Origin of the sequence: Paracoccus lutimaris (assembly GCF_003337565.1) — a bacterium.
In the GTDB taxonomy this organism is placed as follows: Bacteria; Pseudomonadota; Alphaproteobacteria; order Rhodobacterales; family Rhodobacteraceae; genus Paracoccus; species Paracoccus lutimaris.
The window spans coordinates 1-5,874 of record NZ_QPJL01000055.1 but is presented as its reverse complement, the minus strand read 5'-3'; the positions used below and the strand labels follow the sequence as shown (position 1 = coordinate 5,874).

The 5,874-nt window shown below is 58.2% G+C and carries 3 protein-coding genes; all 3 read right to left on the bottom strand.

Annotated elements, in window-relative coordinates; translation table 11 throughout:
* Positions 1–201: 201 nt before the first annotated feature.
* The 3 genes from DFP89_RS19480 to DFP89_RS19470 are packed head-to-tail and all read right to left on the bottom strand — an operon-like array spanning position 202 to position 5,286.
* Positions 202–1,665 (bottom strand): hypothetical protein, encoded by a 1,464-nt coding sequence (locus DFP89_RS19480; protein WP_114350979.1) that lies wholly within the window; start codon positions 1,663–1,665, stop codon positions 202–204.
* Positions 1,662–2,840, bottom strand: a complete 1,179-nt coding sequence (locus DFP89_RS19475; protein ID WP_181870407.1) for a 3'-5' exonuclease — start codon at positions 2,838–2,840, stop codon at positions 1,662–1,664. The genes DFP89_RS19480 and DFP89_RS19475 overlap by 4 nt, the downstream gene beginning before the upstream one ends.
* Position 2,841: 1 nt before the next feature.
* A complete protein-coding gene (locus tag DFP89_RS19470) occupies positions 2,842–5,286 on the bottom strand; it encodes an Hsp70 family protein (RefSeq protein WP_114350977.1) in 2,445 nt (814 codons plus the stop codon).
* Positions 5,287–5,874: the final 588 nt, after the last annotated feature.

Below are 5,874 nucleotides of genomic sequence, written 5' to 3'. Positions count from 1 at the left end.
GGCCAATGTCGCGCGCTATGATGGGCTGCGCACCCGGAAAGGAACCCGTCATGCGTCATGATCCCGCGGGTGCTGCGCTGATCATCATGTTGCGCTGACAATGCCGGGTCAAATCTCAGTGGCAATCAACAACCCAGGTCGGCCTTAAGTCGATCATGGATGAGAAATGCTTGCTTGGCAGTTCCGGGGGGGTAGTGGCACCTAGGGGATATCCAATAGGCTTGGCTGATCCTTCTGCTTCCTTGGCCGCTTGGATTTCGACTTGGTCGCACCAGGCTTCGACTTAGGTCCAGCCGAGACCTCCTCCGGCTTCCTAACTTCGGAACCAAGTGATGCCTCAGTGTCTGATGGATTCTCTGACTCTGGATTTGTCGGGAGGGGTTCCAGTTTCTGATCGAGACGGCTCGGCGTCGAAGAAGGTCCAGAGGGAGCGGGAGAGTCGAGCGCCGCTTCGGCCTCTTGCCGTGTCTCGGTTGTAGCCTCGCCGCAAGAAATGCTCGGAACATCGTCATTAAGCAGGGGCGCAGTCACGACGGGGTCATGGGCAGTCTGTTCGTTTATGATCGCCGGCACCGTGCGTCCCTCAACAGACTTAATTGCTTCAATGGGTTGCGGCGACAAGGACTGATTGATCTTCGGAGAAACTTCTATTTGATCAACTTTATCCGGCGTCCGGACGGATGTGTCCGATGCCAATGTGGCCACGCCGTCCGACGCGACCAAGCGGATCACGCCTCGAACCTTCAGGGCCTGGATCAGTTCGCCCGGCAGGCGCTCGCCGAGTGCTTGGATGAGCAACCCTGCAGCCCCGACGTTGAGTGCTTCCAAAAAGCGAATGTCGTCGACCAAGCTCGGGATGTCGAGTGCGGCGCCCTCCCGCTTGATGACATAGCGCTCGTGTTGTTTTAGCGACGCCATCACCAAGAGATCCGTCGGCCGTTCACCCTCAGCAGTCAAGCTTGCAACAAAGTCGCAAAGACGTGGAGCTCGAGCCAGGAATGGCTGATCGACATTGAAGTCGCGTCGCAGGGCTTCGGCCTCGCCCCTGACATCTACTGGCAGTACTGGGGCCACACCAGTGCTCACTTTCTGAGCATTGAGGACACAAGCCCAGCCGAAAAACATGCTGTCGCGGGCGCGGACGATGTCATCAAGCGCAATGCAACGTTCAAGGTCAGTCAGCCGTTCCAAAACCCCAAAAAAGTTGTCGCAACGCGGTATTCCGAATATCGCCAACAGCGCCTCGCCTCGAGCCCGACGGTCCGCCGCCTCTACTGCCGCCACCCACGGCGCCCAACCATCGGCGAGTGGGGTCAGATCGATCGCGACACCTGCTAACTTGGCATCATGCCTGTGGACCGCCAATGCCGTGTCGCCGAACGAGTGGAAAGAGCGCACAGCATCAAGATTTAGGCGCTTTCCAAGGTAGATCCCGCCCTCTCGTATCCGGTCGAGCACTTCTGGCTCGAGCATCGCAAGGATAAAGCTTGTCGCGGAGGTCCCGAGGTCGGGCGCGTCCAGCATGAGATCGGCAACCACTTGGGCCGGATCGGCTCCTTCCGGACGCCACCGGACAATCCGCTTTTCGTCGAGGCGGATTGCGCCGACACCAATCAGCCGGACCCATTCAAGATAGCTGAGCACAACGGCTTCGTGGCGCGTCAAAACAGGATATCCTCTTCTTCGTCCGGCGTTTCTATATGTTCGCTGAACGCCACCGCATCTCGCGGAAGCCCCTCAACGAAGGCGTGCGCGTGACTTCCAGAATAGCTCATAACCAAGCGCTCGCGCGAGCGAGTCATCGCAACAAAAAACAGCGTACGATCAAGGTCGGGTGCTTCCTCCAACGCTCGGGTCGGAATGATCTGCATTGTTGAAACTAATCCGGGCATGTGGACGACATCGAAATCGAGCCCTTTCGAACTGTGATAGGTCATAATAAAGACGAGCGGGCGCCCGTCCGCATCCGACAAATCGCCTATTCCATTGCCGAAGTACCGGACTGGCATTCGGTGAGCTTCGAAATGGGCGTTAAGTTCCCGATAGTCCACTACTCGACCATTCTTTACCTCGACCTTAGGGCCGGTCGTCGCAATTCCCAGATCTTCTGCCAATACCCGGCAAAAATCGAGGACAGCACGATGGTTCGGCAGGAGAATGGCCGAGGGGTACTTAGGACGTGCCAACGCCAAGGCCTCGTCGTAAGTCCAGCGCGTCTCAAGCCTAGGATTGTCGAACCTCTTCACCGCCGCGGTGACATCGCGCAGCTTGCGAACGTCGTTCTCGGCGAGTTGGGTGCCGGGCAAGACCGTCCTCACCGCGCGAACTATGAACTTGGTAATTCGAAAAAGCTCAAGCAAGCGACCTTTCTCGAAACGGATGACTTCGTCGATGGCGGCCTCAGTATTCATCACTTCGTAGATGCGTTGTTCACAGTCGCCGGCCGCAACGAGGTGAGTGCAGCGACGCCGCAACGCCTCCAAGTCCGCACGCTTAACGTCTTGAATTTCATCGAGCAGGATAACGTCCACGCGCTTCTGTTGTGAATTCAAGAATCGGAGGTGGGTCGAAACCTCTGCTTTGGTGCCCGACTCTTTCACCGCCTGCCGGATCATGCCTGCCAAAGCGTGGGTGTAGGTCAAGAACACAATATGCAAGCCGGGCTGCTCAGCCATCAAACGCCGGGCAATATGAGAGAGCACGATAGTCTTACCTGAGCCTGCGCCACCTTGGACCCAGAAAACCGCGCCGCCCGGCGTGGCGCGAATACGGTCGACGACCCGCTCGACCAGACTTAGCTGCAACTGGCTCAGGTCGTTGGCCCCCTTGAACCAAGTCACGTCAACTCTCCGGCCCGAGGAGTCGACCGCTTTCTCGACCCTGTGCGAGGTTCTCTTCGCGGAACACAGCATCGCGAGTCGCAACTTCGCGCTCGCGTCGATTGATCTCGACCTCCGCCCGCTCAGCAACGGCCGTGCGGCCCGTCCTAACGGCGGCGTCCCGCAGCCGCCTCAACTCTTTCAGGTCTGTATTCGTCGAGTGGATCTCGGGTTCAAGATCCGCAACGATGCGTTCGCGCAGTTGCTTCGCCTCGGTCGGATTGCGGTTCTCAATCATTTTGGCGAGCATCGTAGCCGATGCTGTGTAGCCTGGATCGCGGTCAATCGCTTCCCGCAGCAGCCGCTCTTTTTCAGCTGTGTCCCGTTCTCCGCAGGCGAGGTTGTGCGCCGTTAGTGCCGTCGGCCTCCGCCGATGAGCAATCGCAGCCCATTCGTGACTTGCCCGATCGCGCCCCGCCATCGAGTAGTGGAAGCAGATATTGGTCGCGTGGTCGCTTCCCGGAGTGATCCGCTCCAGTGCCACGAGGAGATCAGCGGCCAACTCGTGCTCGCCCGCCTTGGCTGCGGCTTGGCTGTAAGCCTTCACAACACTCGCCTCTGGCCGGCCACCGTTGCGGAGCATCGACTCGTTGAAACGCTGCTTTTCGCGCAACATGGCCAACTCGGCTGGCGATGTCGCCGAATTCGAAAGCGGGTTCATGATCTCCACCCGTGCCGTTCTTCCCGCCACCGCCACGGTGACATCAAGAAGCTTCTCCTTGCTCAGCCGCCCAGTGACAACCACCGCATCGCCGCGCGAGAAACCATTTGCGCCAATCGGTTTGACCGACACAATTCCAACCAGCCTGTCCCGGCCACCAGAACATATCGGGACGTCCAGCTGCCGCTGGCCGTCCTCGGGGATCGACAGTTCAATCACAAAGGGAGCTTCGGTCGGGACCGATGTCGAGGCTGGGATTAGGGTTTCAAGTACGTTGCCACGTGCCATCACAGAAATCGCCTCAGAGGTGATCGGTGCGATGAAGTCGAAACCAAACGCGTGCAGGCCCAAGCTATGAATGGCCGCGCCTTGAGACACGAGGGCACGAAGGTTTCGGGGAACCACTTCACGCACCTCGGGCGGGAAGGCGTCCATAACCGCCGCGCGGATCAGCGGATTCTGGGCACTGCCACCGATGAACAGCACTGCATCCACTTCGCTTGGGTCAAGCGAAGCCTTGTCAAGGACGTCGTGAACGGGGCCTACAAGGTGTCGGCCGGCCTCAGGACCGCTCCGCAGCCCGCAAAATGGAACCAAGATATCGAGGAACTGATGCAGCGACAGGGCCGGAATCTCAATGCCGACGGCAGCGCCGCGTAGCTTGAAGCTTGGCACTGCCTGTGTTTCGAACACTGAGTCAGGTAACCGCCGTGCCTCTTCCAAGCGACCGATTCCTTTGTCGGCCAACATCTTTGAGATCGTCACCTTGAGTTTCTCCGCCGCCGGGGCGAGCGCCGGAACCACCTTCTCTTCGATGTCGAGTGCGGTAAACTCAACTTCCGATCCGTCAGCCTGCCGCAATTGGCCTGAAAGAACGCGCCGCGCAATTTCGTGATCGATGTCATCCCCACCAAGAGCGGTAAACTTGGAGATGGCTCGATTCCGTGACGTCACTCGCTCGCCAGCAATAGAGAAATCCAGAAGCGAAACATCACAGGTCCCAGCCCCTAGATCATAAACCAAAACGCTGATCTTTTCGCGCTTAGCGCGCTCAACCAAGTCCTGTCCATCTGGCGATCGAGCGACCTCATGGATGTAGCTTAGGAACGCGGCGTTGGGCTCGTCGATAAGACAGCTCTCGTCTACCTCAATCCCGCAACCACGTATGGCGGCCATGAGGTCGCGACGCTGGTTCGCTTGGAATGCCGCAGGCACAGAAAACGCGAAGCGAGCGCCCCGCGTCATCCCCAATTTCGCAAGTTCGTCATGAACCGCGTGCGTCAGCAGTTTGAAGAACTCGCGAGCGGCGTCGGCTGGCCGCTCAATGGTGATGCCCGGGACTCGCCCGGCTGGAAGGACAGTTGCCCCAAATTCGGGACCTAGGTCGAGGCCCAAGCCCATCTTGAACGACGAAAAAGAGTTGCGACCTTCGGTTGAGCGGGAACGCAGGTTGTAGGCATCCCGACCAAAGAGGAGTGTATCGTTGCGAAAAGCCAGAACGCTGTTGACGATCTCATCGCGAACGACGCCGCCATGCAGACTTGGCTGTGAAATGGTGAGCGGCCGGACAGTGATCGCTCGCCCCGAATCGCCACGGCTAATCAAGCTGACGACGGTCGTGGATGTTCCGAAATCGACCCCGAGGAACGCGACACCGTCGAGAGAGTCGAGGCGTTTCGTAATGCTTGGCTGTGGTCCTACCAGCCAACTTCCTTCAGCAACGTTGGGCGCGGAGATCAAAGACACGTGTCGCTCACCTAAATTCTGAATGATAACATCATCCTGCCTAGGCCAGATTAGCCCTAATCAGCTTCAGTTGGTATTTGCGCGAGGTCAAGCCGTGATCGCGTACACGAGGAACGTCTGCACTACCATGAGGTAAGCACCTGGCCATCACGGCGGTGCGATTTACGCAGAGATACGAAGGACTTCGGCCCCTCTTGCTTCCACAGTGCTTCCATGGGCGGTGGAAACGCAAACGCCACCCCGGAGGGCAGCGCTTAAGTGTTTGATAATTTGGTATATTTTGGTTGCGGGAGCAGGATTTGAACCTGCGACCTTCAGGTTATGAGCCCATGGCAGGGCAAAACCGAATAATCAGAAATTTCAGCCATTTACGAGGCAAGCCTTTGTTATCGCGTGATTTTCACACTCACAAACATCAGCGTTCGCACGGATTCACGCGCAAGACCGGCACGAAGCCCGCAGTCGCGGGTTGATGTGGTGTTGATGTAGCCCACGCGCCCTCCCCCGCAGATCATCATCGCAGACTGTCTTGTCGCCCTTCATTTCCGATGTTCCTGCAGCCCAAGCTCGACCCACATCCAGCCGAAA